General features: G+C 49.2%; 21 protein-coding genes and 1 pseudogene. 15 read left to right on the top strand and 7 right to left on the bottom strand.

The annotated features are described in order from the left end of the window. Window positions 1-225: 225 nt before the first annotated feature. From H6F86_RS25010 to H6F86_RS24990, 5 genes are all read right to left on the bottom strand, one after another. Window positions 226-2934, bottom strand: a complete 2709-nt coding sequence (locus tag H6F86_RS25010) for a S8 family serine peptidase (protein WP_190452431.1) — start codon at window positions 2932-2934, stop codon at window positions 226-228. A 42-nt stretch (window positions 2935-2976) separates the two neighbouring features. Beyond that, window positions 2977-5529, bottom strand: a complete 2553-nt coding sequence (locus H6F86_RS25005; protein WP_190452429.1) for a type I secretion system permease/ATPase — start codon at window positions 5527-5529, stop codon at window positions 2977-2979. Between the two features lie 64 nt (window positions 5530-5593). Continuing rightward, entirely contained in the window at window positions 5594-6718 is a 1125-nt protein-coding gene (locus H6F86_RS25000) for a trypsin-like peptidase domain-containing protein (protein ID WP_190452426.1), read from the bottom strand. Between the two features lie 101 nt (window positions 6719-6819). Continuing rightward, window positions 6820-7731 (bottom strand): TPM domain-containing protein, encoded by a 912-nt coding sequence (locus tag H6F86_RS31725; RefSeq protein WP_199305486.1) that lies wholly within the window; start codon window positions 7729-7731, stop codon window positions 6820-6822. 130 nt (window positions 7732-7861) lie between these two features. Then, entirely contained in the window at window positions 7862-8089 is a 228-nt protein-coding gene (locus H6F86_RS24990) for a hypothetical protein (protein WP_190452424.1), read from the bottom strand. 250 nt (window positions 8090-8339) lie between these two features. Between H6F86_RS24990 and H6F86_RS24985 the strand changes: the two genes are divergently transcribed. The 7 genes from H6F86_RS24985 to H6F86_RS24955 all read left to right on the top strand — a co-directional run bounded on the left by H6F86_RS24985 (window position 8340) and on the right by H6F86_RS24955 (window position 17113). Continuing rightward, entirely contained in the window at window positions 8340-10106 is a 1767-nt protein-coding gene (locus H6F86_RS24985) for an AAA-like domain-containing protein (protein ID WP_190452423.1), read from the top strand. A 15-nt stretch (window positions 10107-10121) separates the two neighbouring features. Beyond that, a complete protein-coding gene (locus H6F86_RS24980; RefSeq protein WP_190452421.1) occupies window positions 10122-13619 on the top strand; it encodes an AAA-like domain-containing protein in 3498 nt (1165 codons plus the stop codon). 1200 nt (window positions 13620-14819) lie between these two features. Next, entirely contained in the window at window positions 14820-15209 is a 390-nt protein-coding gene (locus tag H6F86_RS31720; protein ID WP_199305485.1) for a hypothetical protein, read from the top strand. 45 nt (window positions 15210-15254) lie between these two features. Beyond that, the gene (locus H6F86_RS32980; protein WP_347241066.1) at window positions 15255-15392 is read left to right on the top strand and encodes an SDR family oxidoreductase; all 138 of its coding nucleotides are present in this window, start codon (window positions 15255-15257) and stop codon (window positions 15390-15392) included. A gap of 55 nt (window positions 15393-15447) precedes the next feature. Beyond that, window positions 15448-15567, top strand: coding sequence for an SDR family oxidoreductase (locus tag H6F86_RS32975; RefSeq protein WP_199305484.1), 120 nt, complete (start codon window positions 15448-15450; stop codon window positions 15565-15567). A gap of 509 nt (window positions 15568-16076) precedes the next feature. Next, the gene (locus H6F86_RS24965; RefSeq protein WP_190452416.1) at window positions 16077-16313 is read left to right on the top strand and encodes a hypothetical protein; all 237 of its coding nucleotides are present in this window, start codon (window positions 16077-16079) and stop codon (window positions 16311-16313) included. A 398-nt stretch (window positions 16314-16711) separates the two neighbouring features. Further along, entirely contained in the window at window positions 16712-17113 is a 402-nt protein-coding gene (locus tag H6F86_RS24955; protein ID WP_190452412.1) for a transposase family protein, read from the top strand. On the opposite strand, the gene H6F86_RS32970 is transcribed toward H6F86_RS24955, so the two are convergent. Beyond that, window positions 17106-17231, bottom strand: a complete 126-nt coding sequence (locus tag H6F86_RS32970) for a hypothetical protein (protein ID WP_277881711.1) — start codon at window positions 17229-17231, stop codon at window positions 17106-17108. The genes H6F86_RS24955 and H6F86_RS32970 overlap by 8 nt on opposite strands. 615 nt (window positions 17232-17846) lie before the next feature. On the opposite strand from H6F86_RS32970, the gene H6F86_RS24950 reads away from it, so the two are divergent. The 8 genes and pseudogenes from H6F86_RS24950 to H6F86_RS24915 all read left to right on the top strand — a co-directional run bounded on the left by H6F86_RS24950 (window position 17847) and on the right by H6F86_RS24915 (window position 23846). Beyond that, the gene (locus H6F86_RS24950; protein WP_190452410.1) at window positions 17847-18161 is read left to right on the top strand and encodes an urease subunit gamma; all 315 of its coding nucleotides are present in this window, start codon (window positions 17847-17849) and stop codon (window positions 18159-18161) included. A 4-nt stretch (window positions 18162-18165) separates the two neighbouring features. Beyond that, window positions 18166-18591, top strand: coding sequence for an urease subunit beta (locus tag H6F86_RS24945; RefSeq protein ID WP_190452392.1), 426 nt, complete (start codon window positions 18166-18168; stop codon window positions 18589-18591). Then, window positions 18581-20287 (top strand): annotated as a pseudogene (gene ureC, locus H6F86_RS24940) (urease subunit alpha). Before H6F86_RS24945 ends, ureC begins: the two are co-directional and overlap by 11 nt. Before the next feature lie 19 nt (window positions 20288-20306). Beyond that, window positions 20307-20936 carry an urease accessory protein UreG gene (gene ureG, locus H6F86_RS24935; RefSeq protein WP_190452383.1) on the top strand — a complete coding sequence of 210 codons (630 nt, stop codon included), beginning with the start codon at window positions 20307-20309 and terminating at the stop codon, window positions 20934-20936. A gap of 8 nt (window positions 20937-20944) precedes the next feature. Next, the gene (locus tag H6F86_RS24930; protein WP_190452382.1) at window positions 20945-21898 is read left to right on the top strand and encodes an urease accessory protein UreD; all 954 of its coding nucleotides are present in this window, start codon (window positions 20945-20947) and stop codon (window positions 21896-21898) included. Beyond that, on the top strand, window positions 21895-22407 hold the full coding sequence (locus H6F86_RS24925) for an urease accessory protein UreE (RefSeq protein WP_190452380.1): 513 nt from the start codon (window positions 21895-21897) through the stop codon (window positions 22405-22407). The genes H6F86_RS24930 and H6F86_RS24925 overlap by 4 nt, the downstream gene beginning before the upstream one ends. 18 nt (window positions 22408-22425) lie before the next feature. Continuing rightward, window positions 22426-23112 carry an urease accessory UreF family protein gene (locus tag H6F86_RS24920; protein ID WP_190452378.1) on the top strand — a complete coding sequence of 229 codons (687 nt, stop codon included), beginning with the start codon at window positions 22426-22428 and terminating at the stop codon, window positions 23110-23112. Between the two features lie 593 nt (window positions 23113-23705). Then, window positions 23706-23846 carry a hypothetical protein gene (locus H6F86_RS24915; protein WP_190452375.1) on the top strand — a complete coding sequence of 47 codons (141 nt, stop codon included), beginning with the start codon at window positions 23706-23708 and terminating at the stop codon, window positions 23844-23846. Between the two features lie 293 nt (window positions 23847-24139). On the opposite strand, the gene H6F86_RS24910 is transcribed toward H6F86_RS24915, so the two are convergent. Then, window positions 24140-26677: a penicillin acylase family protein gene (locus H6F86_RS24910; protein ID WP_190452373.1), complete on the bottom strand. Its 2538-nt coding sequence runs from the start codon at window positions 26675-26677 to the stop codon at window positions 24140-24142. Window positions 26678-26933 lie beyond the last annotated feature (256 nt).

Genomic DNA, 26933 nt, shown 5'->3' with positions numbered 1-26933 from the left:
TTGAACTCAAAAATTTCTGTTTTGAGCGCGATCGTTGCTGTTCTAATTCCAAATGTTGTCACTTTGGACTCGATCGTTGCTGTTCTAATCTCAAACGATAGCGTTCCAACTTTGGCAGTTGCAGCTCACAACTCAAAACTTTGACAAATTTGCTCAAAAACTTGAGTTTTTGGCTAGCAGAGTAGAAATGCACGCTCTACTAATGCGGATTGACGCTGATGATGATTATTCAGGGTCAGGGCGAAAAAACCATGTTCTCTTTTTGCCATCCTTCTTTTTGCCATCCTTGTCATAGTCAGCAATTACAATCGTTTTTCCAGTTACATTTGCTGCATCTTGGAAAAAGGCTTCACATGACGCAGCGGCTGGACCTTTTTTCCCACCATCACCATCGCTGCACAGTTTACGATTCACACCGATTGCAAAAACTGGTTTGTCAGGATTTCGGAGCCACTCTTCAATGAATGCCATCCGTTCAGCGTGTGCAGCTTTGTATTTGCCACCATACCCCTGATCAAACGCTCCTGAATCCTGAAACTCTATCTCATACTTGTTCATAAAGCTTTCTACTTGTCCCACTAAATGCTGCCGTCGTGGATCTTTTTTCCAACCACTCAAGATTTTTTTATTGTCTTCAGCTTTGGCGAGAGTTTTTCTAGTTCTCTTCAAACTGTCGCGAGCAGCCTTAGCTTTTTCGGCAGCATCTGACTCAAGCTTATTAGTTGGGCGATGAAGCGTGTCTTCTTCAGTTTCATTAAAGTTGCTTGGTTGCCCCAGAGGTCTGTTCGTATTTGAATCGTTTGGTTTGGAGCCAGAGAGTGAAGGAGAACCACCACCGCCAGTGGATAGGTCTTGAGCGGGCTGACTGCCAGCATCTCCACCACCTGACTGAGGCGTAGGTACTGAGTCAGCACGTCCAGGTTGGTTGGAGGGCGATCCACTATTGCCGGAATTACCATCGTTCCTTGCTGGTAGTCCATTGTTGTCAGAGTCATCGTATCCGCCACTAGGGCGACCGCCACCATCAGTAGGGGGTTTCCGAGGGGGTTGATTGCCACCGCCAGAACCACCTGACCGAGGCGCAGGTGATGAGTCAGCACGAGAGTTCCGATCGCGCGTGGTGGAACCCGGTGTTGCTGAGGCGGTAGATGGGTTAGAAGGACGAGTCCCACCATTGCCTCCTCTAACAGCAACAGATTCGCGATCGCCCCTAGGGTTTTCCGCTCTACCCCGTCGTCCTCCGAAGAGACCGACTACATCCATTACCCCTTGAAGGGCTGGAATTTCTCCAGCATACTGTTCTGCGATAGAAGTAAGAGCTTCCATTGAGGTTTCGGAGATGGACTCGCGGATTTGTTGATTTCTTTCTTGCTGCGATCGTGTAGAAAACCTATCTGGCTGTCGATCGCCTCTAGCGTGCGGTTGCGGGTTAGCGTTTTGTCTGGGATTCGATGCGCCTACCGTTTGTCGCTGCGGCGGTCTGGGATTCGATGCGCTCCCTGTTTGTCGCTGCGGCGGTCTGGGATTCGATGCGCCTACCGTTTGTCGCTGCGGTGGTCTGGGATTGGATGCGGGTCGTCCAGAAGCGCCCGATGAAGCCGGTCTTGTAGGGGGGCGATTCGGGGGGCTGCTTGGACGAGGACGAATCGGGACGGGGGCGCGTGTCGCTCGATTAGCTGCCCGTGCTGCCTGCACGCCACGGTTAGCAAGCTTCACGGCAGCGGCTGCATCACCGATACCAGGAACGGCGGCAGCAGCAGACATTGCAGCATTTGCATAATCACCTTTGGCAGCATACAAGGCAGCATTCGCAACATCAGCAACGGCTCCGACGCCGGGAATAAACCCGGCTACGTCCAAAGCACCGTGAACCCAATCGCCAAATCCAGTCGATCGCTCACTCGCTACAGCGCCATTCCGATTTTCCCAGGTCGCGCCAGCCAAAGACTCAGGCTCTTGCTGAATCAGTTGAGCACCAGAAAATACGATCGATTCAAGAATGGTATGTGTTGCCAGATCGATCGCGCTCGTCGAATTGAGCAACCCCGCACCTGTTTCAGCATCCCTGCCAGGAGTCTTTAAATCGGTGGCAGTGGCAGTGAGAATTTGATTGACTTGCTGACTGTTTAATTCCGGGTTGGCGCTCCAGATATTGGCGATCGTGCCCGTCACGGTTGCCGCCGCCTCTGAGGTTCCGGCAGTTCCCACATTTGCAACCAGATCTAAGCCATTGCCATAGCTAGAGTAGGACGCACGATCGTTGCCATCCGCCGCACCCACCACAATCAAATTGTCAGACGGTTGAGACGCTTCCCCCAACGCCGACATCACCCCACCTTGGTTGCCCGCTGATGCAACCACTAACACCCCATTATCACGAGCATACGCTAAGGCAGAGTGCTCTTCAGCCGTCAACTGCATGCGCGTCGAGGTGCTGCCGTCTGGATGCACTTCAGTCAGATCAAAGCTGAGGTTCGCCACCGCCCGCGACTGTCCACCCGCTTTGGCAGTATCGACAAACTCAACCAGCGATTCTGACCAATTGCCTGTGCCGACACCGCCTCCTTGCCAGATTTGCGCTTGCGGATTCTCCTTTTGAACGGCTTCGACCATTTTGCTGCCATGCTCATTTGCGCCAAACCCCGAATCAATTACACCTACTAGCGGTTGATTGGGTGATGCGGTTCCCTTTAAAGCGGGAAGGATTTGATCCGGTGCAATCGCGTCTCCCGAAGCAGCTACAACGTTCTGTGCCGTTTGAAATTTATCAGCCACCCAGCTACTCGCTTTGTTCAACCAGTTGGAACCCACATTGTTTGTAGAACTGCTGTGTTGGGTCGGTTGACCAAGCTGCGATCGATCGATCGCAGAGTGCGGCGATTGGGGTTGAAAACTGGCATGAGCTTGTTGATCAGAGTAAGAATCACGTTTCATAGTTGTGCTCCAATGTAAGGTGTAAATTGTGAGCGGTAAAACTTAAACGGCTGCTTGCTGCTGTTGGTACAGCGCCCAATATGCGCCCTGCTGATGCAAAAGTTCCTCGTGAGAACCTTGCTCGATCAAAACTCCTTTTTCGAGTACTAAAACCCGATCGGCATGTTTAAGCGGTGCAAATCGGTGGGTGATCATTAACACGGTTCGTCCGTTGCTAACTTGCTGCAAATTCTGCAAGACCTGGCGTTCGGTTTCACTGTCTAAGGCGCTAGTCGCTTCGTCGAGAATCAAGATTGGTGCGGTTGAAAGAAAGATTCGTGCCAAGGCTAATCGTTGCCGTTGTCCACCTGATAGCCCGGTGCCACGTTCGCCGATCGAGGTTTCATAGCCCTGGGGCAGTTCCGAAATAAAATCATGAGCTGCCGCCATCTTGGCTGCCTCAACCACTTGTTCGGGTGAAATATCAGCATTGTTGAACGTGATGTTATCGAAGACCGTGCCGTTGAACAAAAAGTCATCTTGCAGCACCACGCCAATTTGTTGTCGTAAAGACTCTAAATTGGCACCTTTAACATCAAAACCATCCAGTAAGACTCGCCCCGATCGCGGGTGATACAAGCGTTGAATCAGCTTCGACAAGGTGCTTTTACCAGAGCCACTCCGCCCCACAATGCCGACAAACATCCCTGGCTTAATGTCAAACGAAATGCCTTTTAGCACATCTTCCAGGTCTGGCTGATAGCGGAAAAATAGTTTATCGAAGCTGACTTGACCCTGAAGCGGCGGCAGCACTAACCCGGTGTCTGAAGCAGCTTCTGGCGCTTCATTGAGAATGTCACCAATGCGATCAACCGACAGCAATACTTGCTGAAAACTTTGCCACAGTTGCGCGAGATGTAATAAAGGCGCGATCGCCTTGCCCGATAGCATTTGAAACGCGACCAACTGTCCGATCGTCAGATGATGCTCAATTACTAGCATCGCCCCGAACCAGAGAATCAATAGTTCTGAAAGATTGGTCAACCACTCCCCGACATGACCATCGACATTGGACAACGTAGAGGCGCGAAAATTAGTCCGCACATAGCGAGCAAACAATCCCTCCCACCGTTCTCGCGTTGCCAACTGAGCTGAGTGAGCTTTGATGGCATGAATTCCCGAAACTGTTTCTACCAGAAACGACTGACTATCCGCATGACGATTAAATGACTCGTTCAGCCAGCTTCGCAACAGGGGAGTGGTAAACAACATCAGTCCGACCAATGCAGGAATCACTGCCAAACTGACTAAGGTTAATTTGGGGCTGTAGAACAGCATTAAGCCCAGGTAAACCACCATGAACACGGCATCAATCACTACTGTTAAGGCTGTACCCGTGAGAAACTGGCGAATGTTTTCTAGCTCCTGCGCCCGCGCCACGGTGTCACCCACGCGCCGGGACTCGAAGTAAGCCAGGGGCAATTCCAGCAAATGGCGAAAGAGCTGCGATGACAAACTTAAGTCGAGGCGACGTGCCGTATGCGTAAATACGAACAGGCGAATTACGCCCAGAATGGCTTCAAAAATGCCGACACCGAGAAGCGCGATCGCGACCACATGCAGCGTGGATAAACTCTCATGCACAATGACTTTATCTATGATCACCTGCGTCAACATTGGAGTTGCTAACCCCAACACTTGCAGCACCAGCGACGCTAACAGCACTTCCCCTAGCAGTTTGCGGTAGCGCCACACGGCGGGAATAAACCAACGCAGATTAAACGATTCAGCTTTGGGTAAGGGTTCTACCAGCCATAGTTGCCCATCCCAAGCGGTTTCGATCATCTGACGCGGCACACTCTCACATCGCTTGTGGCGATTAAGCGGGTCGGCGATGACCATGCGATCGCCGTTTACTTCATACACCACAACCCAGTGTTCTTGCCGCCAGTGCAGCAAAGCTGGAAACGTGAGTCGATCGAGACCCACCCAACTGACTTGCTGAATGTGATGGAGTTGAAGCCCGATCGTCGCCGCCCCTGCTGCCAAGTTTTGAGCCGTTTGTCCCTGGATTTGCCGCTGCACTTGCTTGAGTGGTATCGGCGTTTGCAAGTGTTGCGTCGCCATCGTCAAGCAAGCGGCGGCGCTGTTGAGGCTAAACACGTAGGGATAGCCCGGTGCTGGGTGCGGCAGTTGTGGATCGAGCGGTTGATAGCGCCAGCGCAGGTCTGTCCAAACCTTACGCAGCAGGGGAGAGTCGGCTTCTCGCCAGAGATCAGACTGCCAAAACGCGATGACGACTTCTTTGCTGGCGGCTCTCGCTTTCCACTGTCCAACCAGTTCTAACGCATCGCCAAACCAGTCTCCGGGCTTGAGTAGAACTGATTTTCCCGGTTCCAGAGCTGAGGTTCCTTTCGCTTGCACCAGCCGCACCTTTCCAGCCAGCACCAGCAGTTGGCTACCCGGTGTTTGACTCGACCAAAGCACTTCTCCGGTTGTATGACGGCTGATTTGGGCGTGCTGTCGAAAGTGTAATTTCTGTTCATCTTCAAGCAGGTTCAACGGGAGCTCATCCCAAGGCAGGTTGAGCGTATAAATGTCTGTTTGGGCAACCATGTCAGTTCACCTGTAATTCGCAGTCTAGGCGGAATTCCAACCATCACTCGATGACGATCGCCCGCTACTGAGCGCTGATCAGCGTAATGCGATCGAGTGCAGCGCGATAACGTTCTGAATTGCCAATCTGTTGATAAAACTTGGCGGCTTGTTTGAAGTCTGAGATGGCAGACTTGGTGTTACCGAGTTGATTCTGAAACTCACCGCGACCATAAAACGCTGCTCCAATATTGCTCTCACCCCAACCCTGATTGATTCTGATGGCTTGAGTGAAATCTTCAAGGGCTTGCTGCTGCTGCTTTAAGGCAACGTAAACCCTAGCTCGGTTACTGTAAGCCAGTGAGGACGGCTGAAGCTGAATGGAGCGAGTGTAGTCGTTTAGTGCGCCCTGGTAATCTCGTAGAGAGCTTTTAGCAGTACCTCGATTTGAGTAGAGAAGCGCATTGTTGGGATAGCGGCGAATTCCTTCATTCAAGATCGCCAACATTTTCTGATAGTTGCCTTGTCTGAACTGAAGATTGCTTGCCAGAGTGTAGTGTCCAATTTGTTGGCGTTGTTGAGCTACAAGTCCTCGCTGTCCCGGCAGACTGTTAATGGCAGCAGCGGGAATGGCAAAATTGAGATTGGTGCCCGGATTGCCGCCTTGAACAATCCCAATGACTTGACCATCCTCATTTAGCAGAGGTCCACCAGAACTGCCAAAGCTAGCGGCTGCGGTATATTGAATCATGCCACTGCCATCAATGCGGCTGACAATGCCATCGCTGAAGCTTCTCTCTAAACCCTTGGGATCGCCGATCTCATAGGCTTTTTGCCCAATTTGGGGTGGCACTGTTTGCATTCTCAAGCTTGGCAGCGGCTTTTTAGGGCGAATCTGAATGAGTGCCAGGTCAACTTGAGCACTGCGAGACACCACAACGCCTGAATAAATGGAGCCATCAGCTAACTTAATCGAAACTTGTTTGTTCGTTCCGACTACATGCTGATTGGTCAGAATGAAGCCTTTAGGATCAGTAATAAACCCACTGCCATAATTAAACGCTTTGCCATTTCGAGCGGCGATCGAAACCACCGCAGGACTCGATCGCTGATAGAGGATTGCCGGGTCAAGCGCCAATGCGGCATGAGCCATACCCAGCGAGAGCGCCAGGGTATTTAGCACTGTAAACGTCTTGGATACCAACTTCATCAGGGATTCTCCTGTGTAAGCGTAAGCTTTAGCTTGGAAATTGGAATGAGGCTCATTGAAGTAACTAAACAATTGTTTCCATCTTTCTGTTACGCAGCCATTTAGAATCCACCACCCGCACCACCGCCACCGCTAGAACCGCCACCGAATCCCCCACCTGTACTACCACCGCCAGTACTACCACCTGTACTGCCAGCGCTGCCTGTACTACCGCCATAAATAGTGCTGTTATAGTGGCTGCTTAAATGATTTGAAGCACTATGGCGACCACGGCCACCCCGGTGATCGTCATCGTCATCGTCATCACTTTGGCGACCCTTCGCCAAAGTGATTAAACTCAACAGCAGCAGTGATCCAACAGATACAAAGACGAGAAACGGAACCCAGTTAAAGGCATCGGTTTTGCTTGAAGATGGAGCTGGATTAGTGCTCACGGCTGAACGAGTGATTGGAGCTCTAACGGCTGTGGCGTTGGCTGAAAACGTTTTAGTTTCTAAAGTAGTAATCAGTGCATTAGTGCCATTGAGAGTACCCTGATCAAAATTGCCTTGTTTAAAGGATGGTACGATTTTTTGCTGAATCATTTCACTGACTTGAGCATTCGGTAAAATTGCCTCAATGCCATAACCTGTTTCAATTTCAACTCGTCGATCGCCCTTAGAAATTAGAAACAGCACGCCATTATTTTGACCTGCTTTACCAATCTTCCAGTGATTGAACAACTGTGTCGCAAATGCCTTGGGTGTCTCAGAAGGCGATGTCTTGGGTACTGTTACCACTGCAATCTCAGTGCCATTTTTGGCTTCCAGTTGCGAGATTGCTTGATTAAGTTTGTTCTCAGTAGAAGCGTTGAGAATATTGGCTGTATCGGATACCCAACCTCCATCCGTTTGCCGTGGATTGAGCACTGATTCCACAGTGACGGCAAGACTCATCAACGGAGTACTGATCATAAACAGGCATGTACAGCCGACATAAAAGATTTTTTGAGATTGCATGGCTAAGGATGACATGGGTTTAACTCCAGAATGTGCGTTAAAGTTCAATGAAAGGACTTTGCTAAGCGCTGTTGGCTAACAGCGCTTAGCAGCGAGAGAAAAGCTGATCGTTCTCTAAAAGCGTGCAGTTATGTTAAATCGCCTCTTAGGAGCTGAGCGATTCAACAATGACAGCCGTTGCCAATAAACAGCTGATCGTGATTCCCAGACGCAGAAGCCAACTCCACAGCCAGGGTAAAAGCAAGACAAAAATATGGAAAATGCCAAAGGCAGCGGTAAGCAAGCCTGTAACCACAACACCAAAGAGCCCAACGAAAAAATATTTAGCGGCTTTGCAAGCAAGATGAAACAGACGATTATGAGAATTTTTCATTGTTCCAACCTCTTCTTGGATGATTTCTGAGCGAAACAATTGCCGATCTCACACCATTTCTTTGCTCACACCACTCAAGTTCAATTGCTGGTTCCTGGTGATGCCATCAGCATAGACAGAGGCTAGGGCGTTAGACAGGGGCTAAAAACCGCAGATAAGCGCAGATAAATTAACTTTGGTCATCTGCCCTACAAGCAATGCTCACGACCGGATAAAGTATTGTTAGGCATCATTCAGCTAGGTTGAACTGATGAGTCAAAATCGTAGAAGCCGTAGCGTTCAAGCAACTGCGGCAGGCGTCGAAAGCTTGGAAGCAAGACGGGTGGATGAGAACTGGACTCGTCAGACCTTGGCGAATCGAGCAGGTGTTTCGCTGGATACCCTAGAGCGGTTAATCAAGCGCAAAAACGTTGATCGAGACTCGGTACGCAGGCTTGTTGCTGCCTTAGAGTTGCAGCCAACAGATATTATTGATCCCGATGTATGGGAGCCCTTAATCGATCCACAACCCTATGAAGCGGTGATTAATGAAAAGATTTTGATGAGTTATCACAACTCAAATTTTGATGTTGCACAGCAGTTGTGCAGCCAGTTGCAAGCAGTGGGACAAACTGTCTTTATGGCTGGAGAAGCTGTCCGAAAAAGCACCCATTGGTTCCAGCAATTTACTGACGCCTTAGATCGATGTCATTGTTATGTGCTGCTGTTGTCTTCCCAGGCGGCAATGAGCGAAATGATGGCTGAAGAGGTGCGTCAGGTGAGAGAACGGTATAACACTCAAAAGCAGCCCCAAATTGTACCGATTCATGTAGGGCAAATGGCACCCATTAATTCTGATCTAAGTGATTATCTGACAGGGCTACAGACTTGGGAGTGGCGATCGCCGACTGATGTGCCTGCCATCGTAGAAGCCATTCAAAATCCGCCAGCTGAGAAAGATTTACCTGTGATCCTACTTTCTGACAGTCTGGCTCTAGAGCCAGAACTTCCGGTCGGTCAAGTGCCGCTTGAGTCCACTTTTTATATCGAGCGTCCACCGATCGAGGCGCAGTGTTACCAAGAAATCGTACATCCAGGGGCACTGATTCGGATCAAAGCGCCCAGGCAGATGGGAAAAACATCATTAATGGCGCGCATGCTTGATCAGGCACGAAAGCAGGGCTATCGTGCGGTGCATCTGAGCTTTCAACTTGCTCCCAGTAACGTATTAAGCAATGTCGATAAATTAATGCGCTGGTTTTGTCTCTGTGTGAGCCGAAGTTTAAGCTTACCCAACCAATTGGCTGATTATTGGGACGATATTTTTGATGGTAACTACAACAGCACCAGTTATTTTGAGCAGTACTTGTTGGTAGCAACTAACAGTCCATTAGTGATTGGTTTAGATGAAGTCGATCGTGTGTTTGCCTACCCCGAAATTGCCAATGATTTTTTTGGCTTATTGCGAGCCTGGTATGAGAAGGCAAAGTATGGCGATCGGGATAGCGATACCTGGAAAAAGCTTCGACTCATCGTAATTCATTCCACCGAAGTATATATTCCGATGAACTTGAATCAGTCCCCCTTTAACGTGGGACTTTCGATCGAATTACCCGAATTCACCATAGAGCAAGTACAGGACTTAACCCAGCGTTATCACCTAGACTGGACACTCGATCAAATAAAGGCACTAATGCGCTTGGTCGGTGGTCATCCTTACTTGGTGCGAGTGGCGATGTATCATGTTGCCCATCAAGCGATCGCCTTTGAACAGGTACTTGAACAAGCTCCAACTGAAGCAGGTGTTTACAGCGATCATCTTCGTCGCCATTTGTGGAACCTGGAACAATATCCAGAATTAGCCAACGCTTTCAGTGATGTGGTGATAGCAAAGGTCCCCATTACATTAAGGCCAATCCTGGCATTTAAACTACGTAGTTTAGGACTAGTGACAATCGTAAACAATCACGTCACCCCACGGTGTGAGTTATACCAACAGTATTTCTCTCAACATCTGGTAATGGATGAGATTGAGTAACCTGATCGACAACCAATGAACCAACATTCAACTTACAACTATCAAGTTGGTGGCAGTTTACCACCAAACGCTTTATCGTATGTTGAGCGGCAGGCAGACCAGGATTTATACGCAAAGCTAAAAGCGGGTGAGTTTTGTTATGTCTTGAACTCTCGGCAAATGGGCAAATCCAGTCTGCGCGTCCGCACCATGCGGCGGTTGCAAGGTGACAATATTGCCTGTGTTGTGATTGATGTAACCGCGATCGGCACTCAGCAGGTTACGCCCGATCGCTGGTATGCCGGGTTGGTGGGCACGATCGTTAAGAGTTTGAAGCTGCAAATCAATCTAGGAGTCTGGTGGCGGGAGCATGAGCATCTTTCGGCTGTCAATCGCTTGAGCGTTTTTATTGAGTCAGTGCTGCTAGTCGAGTGTTGTCGACCGATTGTGGTTTTTATTGATGAAATTGACAGCATTCTCAGTCTCACATTCAAAGATGATTTCTTTGCGTTTATTCGGGCTTGCTACAACAAACGTGCGGATGCTCCAGAGTACGATCGTCTGACCTTTGCGCTCTTAGGTGTAGCAGCCGCTTCTGATCTAGTACAAGATAAAAACCGCACACCGTTTAACATTGGGCAGATCATTGACCTAAATGGTTTCCAGTGGCAGGAAGCCCAACCGCTCATTCAGGGATTGGCAACAAAGGTCAGCAATCCTGAAGCAGTGTTGCGTACAGTTTTAGATTGGACTGGAGGTCAACCCTTTCTGACCCAAAAGCTATGTCAGTTGGTAGCGCAAAGCTCGGAGAATGTGGAAACGTCCTCCCAATCCCTACTCCCTACTTCTCATTTAGACCGTCTCGTTCACACTCGTATCATCCAAACTTGGGAGGCACAGGATGAACCAGAGCATCTCAAGACGATTCGTGATCGTCTGTTGCGGAATGAACAACGGGCAGCCCATCTGTTGGGACTGTATCAGCAAATTTTGCAAGAGGGCGAAATTGCAGCCGATGGCAGTTTTGGGCAGGTGGAATTGCAGCTATCGGGCTTAGTGGTCAAACAGCAGGGGAAATTGAGAGTTTATAACCGTATTTATGCCGCTGTGTTCGATCGCCGTTGGGTGGAAAAAGCATTGTCAAATTTACGTCCCTACGCTGAAGCGTTGAATGCCTGGATTGCTTCCAATCAAGAAGACGCATCCCCTCTGCTGCAAGGGCAGGCACTTCAAAACGCACAAGCGTGGGCAGCCGATAAGAGCCTGAGTACTGAAGATTATCAATTTTTGAATGCCAGTCAGGAGCGCGAACAACGCGAGGCACAACGAACTGCGAAGCGGCAGATCAGAGTTGGGTCTGCGTTTTTAGGTCTGTCTTTAGTTGGGACGATGACAGCGATTATTCTGGCAAGTATGGTGCACAAAGTTGAGCAGATTCAAGCGTTGAATGCAGTCTCTGAGAAGCTACTTGGCTCCAATCAACAATTAGAAGCACAGCAATTAGAGGCACTGGTTGCCAGCGTGAAAGCAAGTCAGCAGCTAAAGGGCATTGTTGGCAATCAAAGTGAATTGAAAACCAAAACGGCAAATGTTCTGCAACAGGTAATCTATGCGATTCAGGAATCCAATCGCCTAGAGCGACATCGTGGTTCTGTTACCAGTGCGAGCTTTAGTCCAGATGGACAAACGATCGCCTCCGCCAGTGACGACAAAACCATCAAACTTTGGAGTCGTGATGGAACTGAGCTAAAAACTCTCCAAGGACATCGTGGTTCTGTTACCAGTGTCAGCTTTAGCCCGGATGGACAAATGATCGCCTCTGCAAGTGACGACAAAACCATTAAACTTTGGAGTCGTGATGGAACTGAGCTAAAAACTCTCCAAGGACATCGTGGTTCTGTTACCTGTGTCAGCTTTAGCCCAGATAGACAAACGATCGCCTCCGCCAGTGACGACAAAACCATCAAACTTTGGCACCGCACTAGTAGTGGACTAAAAACCTTAACAGGGCATAACAGTGCCGTCACCAGCGTCAGCTTTAGTCCGGATGGACAAACGATCGCCTCTGCGAGTGAAGATAGCACTGTCAAACTCTGGGACCGAGATGGTAACGCACTCAAAACCCTCAAAGGTCACGTAGACAAAGTTTACAGTGTTAGCTTTAGTCCTGATAGTCAAATGCTAGCAACGGCAAGTTGGGATTATACAGTCAAACTTTGGCGGCGCGATGGCACGCTATTAAAAACATTACAGGGGCACAATGATCGCGTCATGAGCGTCAGTTTTAGCCCAGACGGTCGGACGATCGCCACCGCGAGTAGTGACAAAACTATCAAGCTTTGGCGTCAGGACGGCGCCTTACTCAAAACTCTGAAGGGACACAACGACCGTATTACCAGCGTCAGTTTTAGCCCGGATGGGCAGACGATTACGTCAGCTAGCTTTGATCAAACTATCCGATTTTGGAAAATCGATGGCAGTTTGCCGTTAATTCTGCAAGGGCACACTGGCGATGTTTATAAGGTTAGTTTCAGCCCGAATGGGCAGACAATCGCAACTGCGAGTTACGACCACACCGTCAAACTGTGGCACCAGGATGGCAGAGCGCTTACAACCTTGAAAGGACATCGCGATCGCGTGTGGGACATCAGTTTTAGCCCGGATGGTCAAACCATTGCCACTGCCAGCTGGGATAAAACCATCAAACTTTGGCGACGCGATGGTACGCAGCTTGGCACTTTGACCGGACACGGCGGGTGGGTTATGAGCGTCAGTTTTAGCCCTGATGGTCAAACGATCGCGTCAACAGGCAGCGACAGAAGCATCATCCTCTGGAGCGTCAGCAGCAAAAAAATCAAACAAAAGTGGACCACCCATCATCAGGGAAACGTTGTGGATATTCGCTTTAGCCCCATTAACGTTAGTCTGCCGTCGGGTACTAACCAGACCATGAGCGGAGCCGTGCTTGAAGGTGTGATCGCAACTGCCAGTGATGACAAAACTGTTAAACTCTGGAGCCACGCTGGTAAAGCGATTGGAGAATTAAAAGGACATCGTGATGAAGTCAATGGCATTAGTTTTAGCCCCAACGGAAAAACCGTTGCGACTGCTAGCGATGACAAGACCGCCAAACTTTGGACGCTGGATGGCACGCTCCTAAGAACCTTAACCGGACATACTGAGCGCGTCATGTCTGTTAGTTTCAGCCCTGACGGCAACGTGATGGCGACAGCAGGATTTGATAAAACCATTAAACTTTGGCGAACATCAGATGGTAGCCCACTTCAAACGTTTTCTGGTCATACCGATTGGGTCTGGCATGCCAGCTTTAGCCCCGATGGTAAACTACTTGCATCTGCTAGCAGAGATCAAACAATCAGGCTTTGGCAGCTCGATAGTACTAAGCAACAGCTTTCGGAGTTGAAAGCGCTATTGCCCTTTGGCTGTCAGTGGCTACACGATTATTTGAAGACAAATCCAACTTTAGAGGAAAGCGATCGCCACATCTGCAACAGTTACGGTGATGCTCCATAACCCTCATCAGCATTGTCAGCTGTGAGTGAGCAGATTATTTGGCGCAAAGAGCAAAGGAGTGGCGCAAGCCGTAGAACCTCTATCTTTGCTGCCATGTCACGCTTGTGTTAATCGCTACCACCGGCTGACGGGCTCTAGTACCTGATACCTCTAAGGTTAGCTAGGGCAGTGTTGTAGCGCTTCCTGTACTGCGCCACTCCTTTGCTCATTGCGCCATTCTTTCTGCTCACCTACACAATGGCAGACAAGTGTAGGTCGGCTGAACATTTAATTATTTGAATTTTTCCAGATTACAGCGCAGATAGGTTTTACCAGGTGTTCAAGAGGCTAAAAAGCAGGAAACGCGTCGGTCTGAACAAATAAATGTTTAAACCAAAACAAATAAATGTTTAATGTGCAATCAAACAGCACAAGTTAATAATTAATAGCCAAAATGTACATTAAACAGCTATTTGTTCAAGTTTAAACATTTAGCGACTTGCTCAATAATCCCTAAAACCACCAAGCTGTAAGAGCTTCGGTTCTGAAAACCTCATTATTTTTCTATAAAAACTTAAGCAAATAAGTGTAAAATGCCCCGATTTTGCACTTGCAAGTTTAAACAATTAATTGTAATTTACTATATAGGTATTTCCTCCTAATTTTCTTTGTTAGGGGAAATAAGAGAAAATAGATTAATCTCTAAAATTAAAAATTCAGTGATTCCGACCGTTTTAAGCCAAGATGGAAGGTTTACAGTCCTGTACTGAGGAGAGTGCTGTAGTCCACGAGGATGACGAGCATACCAGCTAACCACGTAGTGAAGCAGAAGATAAGCAAGGCTCTGGTTCTCCTGCTCCTCAATTAATGCCTGAAGACCTATCTGAAGAAGCCCAACAGAAACTGTACTGGGTTAATAAGAGTCGTAACGCGAGAGCCTTTCATAATGACGCACTTGAGAAGCAACTTATCCAAAAGGCGGCAGACGCTTTAGGCTATCATACTGGCTCTATTCCACGCATTGTTACCGGTGTCGAGAAGAGGGGGCTTTGTGCTCTGGAACGTTCTCCGCGCTCCGACAAGGGAAAATCGCGTTATGTTTCCGATGCTTGGCGACGACTGGTAATTGAACTTTACAAATGAGGGCAGCGATACGCACATCGAGTTAGCCGGAATGGAATTTGGCAGCTTATTTTAGCGATCATCAACAAGTTCAACAGGTTGAAAAACCGCTCTTCTGAATCTGTTGATACTTTCTTTAAAGGAGTCGCTGAGCAACTCGATCCTGATAGTAAGTCCAACAATACCTCTATCCGCAAAATTCTTAAGGAAATTAGAGAGGAGGTTAAGTCAGGGAAGGTCCAACCTCACCAATCTCACAGGTCTACCTATTTAATCATAGATTCTTACTTGGAGGAGCAGTCAAAGCCAGTTCGCTACATCGGGCAGGGTTTGCCTAGAGTGCTCAAAACTCTGTTTGGAGATATTGTTATTGATTACAGTAACAAAGTCCTCGAAATTGATGAGACACCTCAAGACGTTCTAGCCATTGATGAAGAGGGCAACGAAATCGGCTGTATGAAATATGAAACTCAACAGATGCTGACTTAAGGCTCTGGTGTCATCGTCAACAATGCTTCAACTAGCGGGCTAGTTGTGTTTGCGGGGACAAGCCCTTACGTTGCCAGTAAACACGCCGTGATGGGGGTGACGCGCACCGCTGCACTTGACTATGCCAAGCAAGGCATTCGGATTAATGCAGTCAATCGGTCTGACTGCTACAGAGATGATTGATCGCTTTAGTCATAAAGATCCTGGTCTAGAGTAACAACTCGCGGCGATCGTCCCGATGGGTCGAATGGGTCAACCAGGAGAAATTGCTGCAACTGTTGTGTTCTTATGTTCTGATGCTGCTAGCTACATTACAGGTCAGTCTCTAGTTATTGATGGCGGCTACACAGCAGCTTGAAGAGCATGTTTCGCTCGACAAAAGTAAGATTCCTAAAGTCAGAAATTTTAGAAACTTTGTAGAACCCATTCGACATCTTTTGAGCGAGCTCTTACAAATTGCTGGGTGATAAATCGGGGCAATGCAACGCTCATGCATCAAGCTCTTCGTGCCCTCGATCACGTCACACCATCTTGTTGTTAGTGATGACTCGTTTGCTCTAGTCTCCTTAAGTATCACCAGAGTCAGCGGTAATGGACAATGTTTTCAGGATGCACGTTCACTGGTAGGGGGAGTTTTGCCTTAAACCTCCCTCTACCATTGGGCGATAGCAACTCTGTGGGTGCATGGTTGAAGAGCACCTGTACCTGCCACTTTCATGAACTGCCATTTTAGTCGATCGCTGCCGCTGTTGGACTTGCCTCAATGACGCTCATTGTCTTGCGTGCCCAGGCTTTACCGCTGGAGTCGGATAGTACTTGTTACATGACCAATTCGTCTGGGCAAGTCATTGACCTGAGGCAATCGCTTTGCCGCACCCAGCCTGCCAACCGTTCGACCTCAACACGTTCCTCTTACAGCCGCCCAACTTTGTCGCGATCGCCCACGGGGTTCGGTCTGTGGTGAAAAGGGTCAATGGCGGCGTGACGACTACGGTGTATGCCTCACCTGGCTATAACGCAACCATGCGCTCTGTTTATTCTGCTTCCAACTATAGCTACAGCTCCGGTCGCCGCACGCAAACGTCTTCATCGTCCAGGTATTGAAGCGCTAGTGCTTCCTCAATAATAGACTTCACCGGAAATAAAGTAAGCTAGGTGTTATGGGGATTAGGAAGTAGACCCTGAGGTGAAGATGCTGTCCTACGCCAAAGTTCAAAACACGCCCCATGCATTACAAAGCTTGACAATTAACAGTTGTTGAATTCGAGCCGCTTTTAGTGAGCTTTGAGCAGGCTTGGCAGAGCTATGTAGAGCAGCACTATATAAACCAAATACCATGACGATGCTATGGGGGCTGACGCTATCCCCATTTGAGGCAACCGTACGACAAGCTGTTGTTTATCTTGATGTACTTCCGGTTATACCCAACCCAAGAAGTACAAGGTTTTCTGTTTGGTATTGGTTAACCTCAGGCGCATAAGTAGGTGCATCAGCTAATGCAGGTGTCGAATCAAGCTCTGGGCTACGAAAAGCAATTGCCAGAACGGGAACCGTATCGCTTAGAAGCCGTATTGAACCAGTGTCCTAGTTTGGCGTTCATCGTTGATGAAACAGAGCGGGGGGTTAACCGTTCAAAGGGCAAAGCGGAGCGTAAACAGTATTACAACGGGACGAAGAAAACATTCACCATCAAGAACAACCTGATCACTCAATGCATTGACAAGGTGCTGTTTTTGAGCGGTACCTACGAGGGCAAAAAGCATGATAAAGCCATTCGTGAGGAGGAGGATTATAAGCTTCCAGAGGGCAGCAAACTTTGGAAAGACACGAGTTTCAAAGCTATGAGACAGCAGAAGCCACCCCCTTTCAGCCAAGAAGAAACCGCGCAAACAAGAATTAAGTGAGGTAGACAAGAAACACGATCGGGAGATTTTCAGACAACACGTTGAGATTATGCACCAGATTGGTGGTGTCAAACGCTGCAACATTTTGGTACATCCATTCAGAAGTCGAAGCAATCATTTTGCCAATGATGTTATGGAAACAGCTTGTGGTCTGCAAACTGCCGCTGGAGCCATTGCAAGCTAAGGGTAGCCTAAGGGAGGATTCTGGAAATGCTTCCCTATCGCGTTCTAATCTACTCTTATTTCCGATAAAGTTTACTAAGCCTGAAGTGTTATTCAGCAGATAATTGACCCACATGGGGGTGCAGTATCCAGTTTTAATAATGGTTCAAACCAGACGCATACGTCTGCTTTTGATGGTTTGAGTTGAACAATATACGTTCAAATAAAAGCCAAGAGAGATTTCGCCGGACCCTAACCTTAGTTGTAATTAATCTGGTTTGAGAAGGCTCATTGCAGTCGTGTTGTGGCTAATGTGGACTGAATTCAGTTAATCTGGTTTTGGTATTTCTCGCATTTGCAAATAATATGGGCAGAAAATCCCCTTGTTTGCAGTTCAAGTTGTTGCTGTTTGCAGTTTGCTACACATAGTCAGTCGGTACTGCTTGTTTAGTTAAGCGGTCAGGAATTGCGTTCTAACAGGTTTAATTGACGCTTCTGTAACTTTCGCTACTCATTGGTTTCGACAGAAGCAGTGTAATGCGGTAGTTATCAAGGGTTGTGGAGAGTTGACGTGTACTTAACCCCCAGAGAAATGGAGCGGTTAACGATTTTTACGGCAGCAGAAATTGCTCGTCGCCGAAAAGAAAAAGGTCTTAAGCTGAATGTGCCAGAAGCGATCGCCTATATTACCGATGCCATGATTGAAGGGGCGCGCGAAGACAAAAGCGTGGCGCAGCTCATGTCTGAAGGCGCAACCTTGCTAACGAGCGACGATGTGCTGCCGGGTGTGACTGAATTGATTCCGCTGATTCAGGTCGAAGCACATTTTGCCGATGGCACCAAGCTCATCAGCATTCACAATCCCATTCGTAGCGTTGGAGTTTGAGACGATGACCACTGACTCAAGCGCCTTTCCGGGTGAGGTGCTGTGTGCCCCTGGAACCCTGCACCTCAACGTCGGACGGGCGTGTAAAACCTTAACGGTTGCTAATTTGGGCGATCGACCGATTCAGGTTGGTTCGCACTACCATTTTTTTGAGGTGAACCGCGCCTTGCAGTTTGATCGCGCTGAAGCGTACGGGTTTCGGTTGGATATTCCGGCAGGGACAGCGGTACGATTTGAGCCAGGCGACACCAAAATGGTGACTCTCATCGCGATCGGTGGCACCCGTCAGGTACAGGGACTTAATAATTTGGTCAATCAGGCGCTAGATGCACCAGAGGCGAAAGCAGCGGCAATGGAACGGGTGCGATCGCTCGGTTACAGTACACGTCCTGCAGAGCATGAGGCAGCGGAGGAGGGGCATGGAAATTAGTCGTGAGCGCTACGCTGAACTCTTTGGTCCGACAACGGGCGATCGGATTCGCTTAGGCGACACCTCTTTAATCGCAGAAGTCGAGCGCGACACCACTGTTTATGGTGACGAGTGTGTGTTTGGTGGTGGCAAAACACTGCGCGATGGATTGGGGTTGGCTGCTGGTGTGACGGCAGCCGACGGTGCCTTGGATCTGGTGATCACCAATGTGGTGCTGATGGACCCAGTACAGGGCATTGTCAAAACCGATATTGGTATCAAAGATGGTCGCATTGTAGGTATTGGCAAAGCAGGCAATCCGGGCGTGATGGATGGCGTACAACCTAACCTGGTCATTAGCGCCAATACTGATGTGCGATCGGCGGAGGGTTTAATTGCGACGCCGGGTGGCATTGATTGCCACGTTCACTTTGACAGTGCTGGGCTTTGTGCCGAAGCACTCTCTAGCGGACTTACAACCATGATCGGCGGTGGGCTGGGACCCGTGACAGTGGGCATCTGTTCCGGTGGAGCCTACAACATGGGCTTGATGCTGCAAGCGTCCGAAGGCTTTGCCATGAACTTTGGGTTTCTCGGCAAAGGAAGTTCTAGCCTGCCTGCGAGTTTGGTGGAACAGGTGGAAGGAGGGGCGATCGGTCTTAAAATCCATGAAGACTGGGGTGCTATGCCTGCGGTCATCGATACCTGCCTTTCTGTAGCAGATGACTATGACTTTCAAGTGCAAATCCACACTGATACCTTGAACGAGTCAGGCTAGGTGGAAGACACGATGGCAGCCATTCGAGGGCGCACGATTCACATGTATCACACAGAAGGCGCAGGTGGTGGACATGCACCAGACATCATTAAAGTGGCTGGTTACACCCATTGCCTGCCATCATCCACCAATCCCACAAACCCCTACACCGTCAACACCTTTGATGAACACCTGGACATGGTGATGGTGTGCCATCACCTCAACCCCAAAGTGCCAGAGGATGTTGCTTTTGCTGAATCGCGCATTCGGGCTGAAACGATCGCCGCTGAAGATGTCTTGCACGACATGGGTGCCATCAGCATGATGGGATCGGATAGTCAGGGGATGGGGCGCATTGGCGAAGTCATCTGTCGCACCTGGCAGTTGGCATCCAAGATGAAAGACCAGCGCGGCACGCTGCCAGAAGATAATGAGCGCAACGACAATCAGCGTATTCTGCGGTATCTGGCAAAGTACACCATCAATCCAGCCAAAACTTGTGGCATTGATGCCCATGTGGGATCGATCGAGCCTGGCAAGATTGCAGATATTGTGCTATGGCAACCGGGCTTTTTTGGCATCAAACCAGAACTCATTATTAAAGGTGGTTTCATTGCCTGGTCACCAATGGGTGAATCCAACGCCTCCTTAATGACCTGTGAACCCATTCTCTATCGCCCACAATGGGGTAGTTTTGGCAGTGCGAAGCAATCCACCTCGTTTTGCTTTGTGACTCAAACCGCGTTGGAGCAAGGGTTGTCCGACAAGCTGAAGTTACGCAAACAACTGCTGCCTGTGAAAGGCACGCGATCGCTCAGTAAAGCCGATATGTTGCATAACAACGCGTGTCCTGAGATTGAAGTTGATCCAGATACGTTTCAGGTACGTGTCAACGGTGACATTGCAACCTGCGAACCTGTGTCGCGGGTACCGCTGGGTCGGCTGTATATGTTTCGGTAAATCCAGCGTGAGGGCAAAGATGCAAAAAACAGTCGCTCGTTTGGGGATAGGGGGTCCTGTTGGCAGTGGTAAAACGGCGCTACTGGAACGATTGGTACCGTTGCTGATGCAGCAAGGCATTGAAGTGGCAGTCGTTACCAATGATTTGCTGACACAGGAGGACGCCGATCGCCTCAAGCGCAAAGGCTTCTTACCCACTGATCGCATTATTGGGGTGGAAACGGGCAGTTGCCCCCATACCGCTATCCGCGAAGATCCCACCATGAATTTATTGGCAATTCGCAACCTGGAGCAATCGTTCCCAGAACTGGATCTTGTGTTTGTGGAAAGTGGGGGTGACAATCTTGCCTCGACCTTCAGCTACGACTTAATTGATGCATATATCTTTGTGCTGGATGTGGGTGCAGGCGATGATATCCCCCGCAAAAACGGTCCTGGTTTCATGCAGGCAGACTTGGTGGTCATTAACAAAATTGACCTTGCTCCTTACGTTGAAGCCGATTTAGACCTGATTCATCGCGAAGCGACAGAGCGCCGATGCGGTAAGCCGATCGCCTATACCAACTGCAAAACGGGTGAAGGATTGGATCAGGTAATGCAATTCATCTTTGACAAATTGCTGTTTCAATCAGTGCGGGTGCTGGCTTAATGACTGCAATGGAAACAATCATAAAAGATAGACAAACGGCAGATAGTGCTGCTGAACGCAGCGATCCATCAACTGTGGCTTTCGGTCGTACCTCTTCCAACCAGCTTGCTGTACAGATTGGGCTGGATCACTACCATCAATCTTTTGTACAGCGTCAGTATGCCACCTACCCCTTCAGGCTTTCGCGAGCGCTACGGCTTGATCCAACCGATGCTCACCGCACTTATCTTTACATCATGAATTCCTCACCCGGTCTACTGGCTGGTGATGCCTTTCAGATGAGTGTCCGACTCAGCGATCGTACTGCCCTTTACCTCACTGATCAGTCGGCAACCAAGGTGCATCAAATGGCGGTGGAGCAAAGTGCTCGCGTTCATTACGAGGTCGCAGTTGGCTCTGGCGCAAGCTTAGAGTACGTTCCAGAACCCATCATTCTTTACCGCAATGCCAGTCTAAAACAAACGATGCGGATCACGCTGGCACCCACCGGGAGCTTATTTCTCAGCGACATCATGGTTCCTGGCCGGCTAGCGCGAGGCGAATACTTTCACTTTCGTCAATATGTCAATCGGTTACAAGTTTACACACCAGCTGGAGACTTAGTTTTTACGGATGCTATGCAGCTCAAGGGGCAGGGCGATCGACCTCACGCTGCGGAGCCAGATCGCACCTCGTTTGATCGCGCGTCCCAAAGCCCTTTATTTTCGCCGTACCCTATCCTTGCCAGCCTGCTTTTGGTTCTGCCTGAAATTGATTTGCAACCGCTGAGCCAGGATTTAGCACAGTTTGCTCAGGTGCAGACCAATCTAACTGCTGCCAGTTCCCCTCTCCCAAACTGTAATGGTTTGTGGCTACGAGCAATGGCGGGTAGCGTGTCGATCGCTAAAACCTACATCAACTATGCGTTAACGAGAATGCGTCATCTCAATGGTCAACCCAGCTTGCCAGAGGTGCCCAAATGACAACTCTAGCAGAAACCTATTTGGGCAATCAGGTAGGTGACTCAGCGCTACAGCAGCAAGTGGAGCAAGCGCGTCAAGCCGGAACCTTACTGGAGGTTTATTTGCAACCAGGCGATCGCGCCAAAGGTCGTATTCATGCCCACTCTACCTGTGGCGTTGAGCTTGGCATCGTCAAAAGCCGTGACCATGCCCTGAAGCTGGGCGATATCTTTGTCACCCAATCAAACCAACTGTTGCTCATCCATCTCCACGCTCAGACTGTCATGGTGTTGAGCTTTGATGGCGATGCCACGGGTCATGCTATTGACCTCATTTATCTAGGGCATGTGCTGGGTAATCACCATTGGTCAGTGCTAGTGCAGGGCGATCGCATCTATGTAGAAATGATGGCTGATCCAGCCGTGATGGAAACGAAGATAAGAGCCGTCAACATTCCAGGTTTATATATCGACTACGAGGTGCGATCGCCTGCCGCTCCGCTACAATTCTCGTCTCATTCTCATCATTAAGGGGCCTAAACGACCGCTATGATTGATTCTCGGTTGGCGCTGATGCAATTGTCCGACTCCTTTTTCCCCTCAGGCTCCTTTACGCTTTCCCACGGACTAGAAAGCTTGGTGCAAACTAACCAGATCTGCACGGCAGCAGATGTGGAAACGTTTCTTTACCTGCTGCTACGCCATAAAATTGGCTGCTCAGATTTGGTTGCCCTGATCCATGCCTATCGCGCCAGTGCTGCCAATGAGCCTGACGAAATTCGACGTGCCGATGCGTACCTGTATGCCCAGACCCTGATTCAAGTAACCCGTGACGCGCAAGGTCGAAGTGGGCAAGCACTGTTGATGGTGGCACGATCAACCTGGCGCGATCAACAACTGGAGTCTTTACAGAATGATGTGGATACCAAGCGAACTCCTGGCTTACATCCGATCGTGTTTGCAGTTGTCGGTCGTGCGGTTCATCTGAGCGAGAGCGACACCAGCCTTGCCTTTCTCCATAGTTTTATCACTGGTGTCGTGGGAGCGGCGATTCGTCTAGGTGTTTTGGGGCACTTGGGCGCACAAACACTTCTCGCTAAGATGGCTGTAGAAATAGAGGCGATTGCTACTCAAGCCCTATCGCTGTCATTAGGCGAGATGTGGTCGTGTACACCTGCGATCGACGTGGCTCAAATGTTGCATCAACGCTCGCATAGCAAGCAATTTGCTACTTGATAAACGCCTATAGGGGAAACTAATCGTGTTCATCATGCTGCATATTTTGAACATCATTATGATTTCTCTAAAGGCTGGTTAGCCTGGGTCTACATCTCGATCGAACTCCTTAACTACAGCCGCCACAGCCTCAATCTCATGTTGTAGATCCTCAATCGAAGGTAGCTTCGCTTTAAACTCGTCCGGTAGTGCCGCCGAGGTGCGATAGGTAGAGATGTTCTAAGTCACGTTTAAGGGCTTTTTCACGCAGATCGAGAAACTCCAGGTTGTATTCTGACTTGAGTAAGCTTTGGGCAAAATCAGACTGAGGAGCCGGAAGTACTGCCTGAAAATTCGTTAGTGCGCCTCTCTAACAGTTATACAGATCAGTATCGATCTGGTGGATCAGGACATTGCGGCTCCACCCATTCTCGATCGTCTCTGAGGCAATTGATTGAAATCGCTTTGATCGCAGTAGTGCTTTGTACCAAGCATGGTAGAAACCCTATGGACCCGATTTCACCTATGGTGTATACGGGCGTCAGGTACGAGGACTTATTCGAGATCAGGGCAACCCTGGCAACCGAGCAACGAGCAAATTTTGTGAAGCTGTCTTGAGTTTGGCACTGCAAATTAATGAGTTGCCCGGTGGTCAAGCACGGGGCGGCATTCTTACACTAGCAACCGGGTTAGGGGATGTCCTAGCAGAGCGCTTACGTCGGGTTGGGATGACGCTAGAGGTGAACTCATCGTGATGCATAGGCTGGAAACGTGCTTAGGTTTTTCTTAGAGTGATTGCAGTTAGCGTCTTTGCAACCCTGAGCATTCTTTATATCAACGTCAAATCAAGCTTTTGCGGCATCGACTGTCCCATTTATATAGCAAAAGGCTGAAGGCTGAATAGAAACCCTTACTCAAAAGAAGTTTCAAGTCTGATGTCTGTCCTAACGCTCTCTTCGACTGCTATAGGTGAAAACGGGACAGTTCAAGCGGATGGACATCTCAACCAAACGCCTGTTGAGAACCCTAATTTATGCGCTTTTCAGCCTTAACGATCTGTTGCTAAAACTGAGCCTAAGACCCCTCTCACAGTTGGTCCTGCGATCGCCAAAACCCAGTCTTCAATCTGGTCTTCGGGCAGAACGAATGACCGACTCCGACTCGTTCCGGGTCTAAGCGAGAGCCGAGTTGCCATCGGAAAGTTTTCAGTTTTCATTGTTAGATATTGCCCCTGCCGCCAGGGTTCTAGAAGATTGTCGAAATAGGGTGAAAAGAACCGCCCTGACTGACCAGTAGGGTAGATATATCGCGATCGCTCTGGGTCAGATAAATCAATCAACTGCCGATAGCTAGGACCATTGCGATCCATCAAGAAGTTAGTGGAGTTGTAGGGACCGACATTGACTGTGTAGCGATCGCCTCCATAGGGAACCTGACGACGAATTGGCAACACCGGATGTTTAAAGACCGCCTGATGCACGTCACCCCACTGAGGAACGTTGCCATTAAACCCGTCAACTACTCGTTGTAGCGCCAGTGCTGCGTTGGTTAATGCCTGAGCCGCAGAACCACCTAACACTGGATCGCCCTGCGTCAGCGCTTTGAGCAAAAAGCGGGGAGCAGGTTCCTGAGCATTGCCTTCCAAAACTTCTAACCCGATCGATCGAGCTACAAATTTCGTCAGTTCGTTAAACCAGGCTTCAAACACAGTGCCGACTTGAGAATCGGGACGCAGATTGCCATCCCAATTCAATAGTTGGTTTAACCAATTTACGGTTTCAGTTGGAATTGGATTCAAACTATTGAGAATGGGCTGAAGCTGTTGCAGGATCGGTTTGAAATCGCGATAGAGCAGGGTTGTCTGGTCAAGCTGAATCGCCTGCATATCATCCAGCGAAAGCTTGTCCTTGCTCAAAATTAGCTGTTGAATGCGCTCTGCGCGATAAGGTTCTGCCCACTCCTGACTAATGGTGTAGGGATAGTTAGAAGGTGCAACCCGGTTGTTGGCAGTGACAATGAAACCAGAGTCAGGATTTAACACATGGGGTAATTGATTGAAGGGGATAAAGCCTTGCCAATCAAATTGCCCAGTGCCAGGAATGGGTAACAGCCCCGAATGACCATCTTGACGAATGGGAATTTTACCTGGGGTGTAGTGACCAATATTGCCATCCACATCCGCATAAACAAAGTTTTGGATGGGCGCAACATAGTTTTGCAGGGCGGTGGTGAACTCATCCCAATTGCGTGCCCGATTAATGCCCTGGAAGGCGGTAAGTGTGTTGTCCGTTTCACTCAGGCTGACAAACTGAAGCGCTAAAGGTTGCGAAATTCCTAGTGCATCCGAAATTACAGGACCGTAAACACTCTCACGAACCGGAAGCACAACATCCGCCGCACCGCGCACCTTGATGGTTTCGTAACGCACACTGTAGGGCCGCAGTTGATCACGGTAGAGGTATTGCCCAGGTTGGGTGGGATCTTCTACCAGCGCATAGAGATCTTGCACGTCGGCTTGAGTTGTCGTCACGCCCCAAGCAATAGAGTTGTTGCGCCCAATCACGACCCCTGGTAAGCCTGGAAAGGTTGCCCCAATCGTCTCATAAGTAGGTGCTTCCAGATGCGCCGCGTACCAAACGGAAGGAATTTGTAGCGTGATGTGGGGGTCATTGGCTAAGAAGGGCTTACCAGTGGTGGTGCGGCTACCTGAGATGACCCAGTTATTTGATGCAAACGTTTCGGGAGACAGCAGTTGGCTAGAGGCAAGCCGTTCTAGAGCAGCATCGTTCACAGGCTCAGCCAGCGCCGAAAGGTCAGTTTGGGGCAGAGCTGAGGAGTTACTAGAAGGTAAACCAGGAATTTTCGCGACATCTTCAGGGCGAAGAATGGTCAGATCGCCGGTATAGGGTGGAAAGATTTCTTGAATGCGGGCTAAAGGAATGCCTTGAGACAGCAGGCGCGATCGCAGAAGCTCTGATTGAAAGTTGCCCGATTGCACTAGACTTTGCAGCTTGACCGCTCCCAAAACATCAATGGGCTGCCACGGCTCAGGTCTGTAGTTCAACACCTGAAATTCTAGTGGTAGTGAAAGATTGAGGTTCAGGTAAGCATTAATGCCATTCGTGTAGGTATCGACAATGTGACGTGTAGCAGCATCCAAGTTGGTGTAGGCTGATGCGGCTGCCTGATAAAGTCCCAGAGTGCGGTTGGTAATGTCCTGTTGCAGTGTCGTTTCACCCACAACCTCTGATAGTCTACCCTGCGTTATTCTGCGTTGAAAGTCCATTTGCCAGAGGCGATCGTTCGCGTGCATGAACCCCAACGTGTAGAACAGATCATCCTCATTTTGTGCCTGGATATGGACAATTCCAGACGGTTCACGAGAAACGTTGACTCGATCGCTTAACCCTGGCAGATTAGCCGATGCACGTGACCCAACAAATGACAGCGCCTCTCTCACAACACCCCTTGCGCCTGTTAGATCTTGATCGGCTGACTGAAGAAACTGTGTAAGTTGAGCCAGGTTATCGAGTCCATTGTTGGGTTGTAAAAGAGCATTTAAAGCGGCGTTTTGTGAAAATGGCATGGGTTATTATTTCTCCTCAGGTGGGGCTGTTCTTTGAGAAATTTTTCAGTCAATAAGCACAAACCTTTTAACCGACGGGCTGTTAGAGACGTGAAGCTAAGTAGCTGGACGTAGCTATTTACAAGCTGCTTTTCGACTTCGCGTTCGACGTTTTGGCTAAGTTCAACGTCGAAGCATGAGCGCCCTTCGGCTTAAGCGCTCATGCCGAAGTCTCAATGCTCTTAGTCCTGTATGTCGGCCGGTTGAGCGCAGTCGA

Source organism: Phormidium sp. FACHB-592, from assembly GCF_014695795.1.
Taxonomy (GTDB): domain Bacteria; phylum Cyanobacteriota; class Cyanobacteriia; order Leptolyngbyales; family Leptolyngbyaceae; genus Stenomitos.
The sequence above is the reverse complement of the archived record's forward strand: the minus strand, read 5'-3'. Positions and strand labels throughout refer to the sequence as shown.

Excerpts from the sequence above, each read along its gene's own strand:
- H6F86_RS25010 (WP_190452431.1), bottom strand. The coding sequence starts at position 2,934 with ATGAAACGTGATTCTTACTCTGATCAACAAGCTCATGCCAGTTTTCAA.
- H6F86_RS32970 (WP_277881711.1), bottom strand. The coding sequence starts at position 17,231 with ATGATTGCTTCGACTTCTGAATGGATGTACCAAAATGTTGCAGCGTTT.
- H6F86_RS25000 (WP_190452426.1), bottom strand. The coding sequence starts at position 6,718 with ATGAAGTTGGTATCCAAGACGTTTACAGTGCTAAATACCCTGGCGCTC.
- H6F86_RS24945 (WP_190452392.1), top strand. The coding sequence starts at position 18,166 with ATGACCACTGACTCAAGCGCCTTTCCGGGTGAGGTGCTGTGTGCCCCT.
- H6F86_RS24920 (WP_190452378.1), top strand. The coding sequence starts at position 22,426 with ATGATTGATTCTCGGTTGGCGCTGATGCAATTGTCCGACTCCTTTTTC.
- ureG (WP_190452383.1), top strand. The coding sequence starts at position 20,307 with ATGCAAAAAACAGTCGCTCGTTTGGGGATAGGGGGTCCTGTTGGCAGT.
- H6F86_RS24930 (WP_190452382.1), top strand. The coding sequence starts at position 20,945 with ATGGAAACAATCATAAAAGATAGACAAACGGCAGATAGTGCTGCTGAA.
- H6F86_RS32975 (WP_199305484.1), top strand. The coding sequence starts at position 15,448 with ATGGGTCGAATGGGTCAACCAGGAGAAATTGCTGCAACTGTTGTGTTC.
- H6F86_RS24910 (WP_190452373.1), bottom strand. The coding sequence starts at position 26,677 with ATGCCATTTTCACAAAACGCCGCTTTAAATGCTCTTTTACAACCCAAC.
- H6F86_RS24980 (WP_190452421.1), top strand. The coding sequence starts at position 10,122 with ATGAACCAACATTCAACTTACAACTATCAAGTTGGTGGCAGTTTACCA.
- H6F86_RS25005 (WP_190452429.1), bottom strand. The coding sequence starts at position 5,529 with ATGGTTGCCCAAACAGACATTTATACGCTCAACCTGCCTTGGGATGAG.
- H6F86_RS24990 (WP_190452424.1), bottom strand. The coding sequence starts at position 8,089 with ATGAAAAATTCTCATAATCGTCTGTTTCATCTTGCTTGCAAAGCCGCT.
- H6F86_RS24925 (WP_190452380.1), top strand. The coding sequence starts at position 21,895 with ATGACAACTCTAGCAGAAACCTATTTGGGCAATCAGGTAGGTGACTCA.
- H6F86_RS31725 (WP_199305486.1), bottom strand. The coding sequence starts at position 7,731 with ATGTCATCCTTAGCCATGCAATCTCAAAAAATCTTTTATGTCGGCTGT.
- H6F86_RS24985 (WP_190452423.1), top strand. The coding sequence starts at position 8,340 with ATGAGTCAAAATCGTAGAAGCCGTAGCGTTCAAGCAACTGCGGCAGGC.